Here is a 1,042-nt window from a genome sequence, read left to right as displayed (position 1 = left end):
ACAAAGCCGGTCACGATCCCACACCCTCCGTCAATTTTGACTACGCTTAGAAAGCCGTACTTTTTCATCAACGACAAATAAGGACTTTCTTATGCTGAAGAAAAGTATTATCGCGATCTTCTCTTTGATGATTTTGAGCTCGCTGACCGCCTGCAATACCACCCGCGGTGTGGGTGAAGACATTCAGGCCGGCGGCAAGGCTATTCAGCGCAGCGCGGAATAATCCGTTCTCTACCCGGCGGCGTTCCGGCTGCGGAGAGCCGCCACATTTCTATCCCTTGCCTGAGCGTTAACGCTGCTGCTATCCTGCCGCAGTGCGGGTGAGGTTACCCGTCATGCGTCACCTCGCTAAACGGGACGACCCGTTTACGCGTCATTTTATCGGGGACGACCCCAGTGGTAGGGAGGCCGTCTCATGGCCTGGATTATTCTGCTTATCGCCGGTTTGCTCGAAGTGGTTTGGGCTATCGGTCTGAAATACACCCACGGTTTTACCCGGCTGACGCCGAGCATCATCACCATCGCTGCGATGGTGGTCAGCATGTTGCTGTTGGCCAACGCCATGAAAACGCTGCCCGCCGGCACCGCCTATGCGGTGTGGACCGGCATCGGCGCGGTGGGCGCGGCCATCATGGGCATGGTGCTGTTGGGCGAATCGACCAATATCGCGCGCATCATCAGCCTGTGCCTGATCGTGGTCGGCATACTCGGGCTGAAGTTCAGCAGTCACTGATCGGCGGACTGTTGCACCCAGATCAGCTTGTCGGTGGCGAAACCGTAGCCTTTGGCCGTCTGCAATAAGCTGTCGCGTACGCTGGCGTCAAGCGTCGGCGTGCGCGACAGGATCCACAGATAGTCGCGGTTAGGGCCGCAAACCAGCGCGTAGCGATACGCCGGGTCCAGGGCAATCACGTTATAGCCGCCGTAGAAGGGGCCGAAGAACGACACTTTCAGCGCCGCGACCTGCGGTGAACCGATAAAGTAGGCTTTGCCTTCGCTTTCTTGCCATTGCTGTTTTTGCGCATTGAAGCCGCGATTGATG

At 57.5% G+C, this 1,042-nt stretch carries 3 protein-coding genes; 2 read left to right on the top strand and 1 reads right to left on the bottom strand.

Annotated features, from left to right (window positions below; all coding sequences use genetic code 11):
* The first annotated feature begins 91 nt into the window (after positions 1-91).
* Both ACGF8A_RS34595 and sugE read left to right on the top strand, forming a co-directional pair.
* A complete protein-coding gene (locus ACGF8A_RS34595; RefSeq protein ID WP_004929668.1) occupies positions 92-223 on the top strand; it encodes an entericidin A/B family lipoprotein in 132 nt (43 codons plus the stop codon).
* A gap of 192 nt (positions 224-415) precedes the next feature.
* Positions 416-733: a quaternary ammonium compound efflux SMR transporter SugE gene (sugE, locus tag ACGF8A_RS34590; protein WP_004929669.1), complete on the top strand. Its 318-nt coding sequence runs from the start codon at positions 416-418 to the stop codon at positions 731-733.
* Here sugE and ACGF8A_RS34585 read toward each other — a convergent pair.
* Positions 727-1,042, bottom strand: a 316-nt coding sequence (locus ACGF8A_RS34585) for a lipocalin family protein (RefSeq protein WP_393114816.1), incomplete at its 5' end; no start/stop codon positions are given. The two genes, sugE and ACGF8A_RS34585, sit on opposite strands and share 7 nt — an antisense overlap.

The organism is Streptomyces sp. NPDC047706 (assembly GCF_043204795.1).
Classification (GTDB): domain Bacteria; phylum Actinomycetota; class Actinomycetes; order Streptomycetales; family Streptomycetaceae; genus Streptomyces.
Note: the sequence above shows the minus strand (reverse complement) of the source record. Positions and strands in the feature narration are given on the sequence as shown.

Bases quoted from the DNA above. Each gene is read 5' to 3' on its own strand.
- sugE (WP_004929669.1), top strand. From the start codon at position 416: ATGGCCTGGATTATTCTGCTTATCGCCGGTTTGCTCGAAGTGGTTTGG.
- ACGF8A_RS34595 (WP_004929668.1), top strand. From the start codon at position 92: ATGCTGAAGAAAAGTATTATCGCGATCTTCTCTTTGATGATTTTGAGC.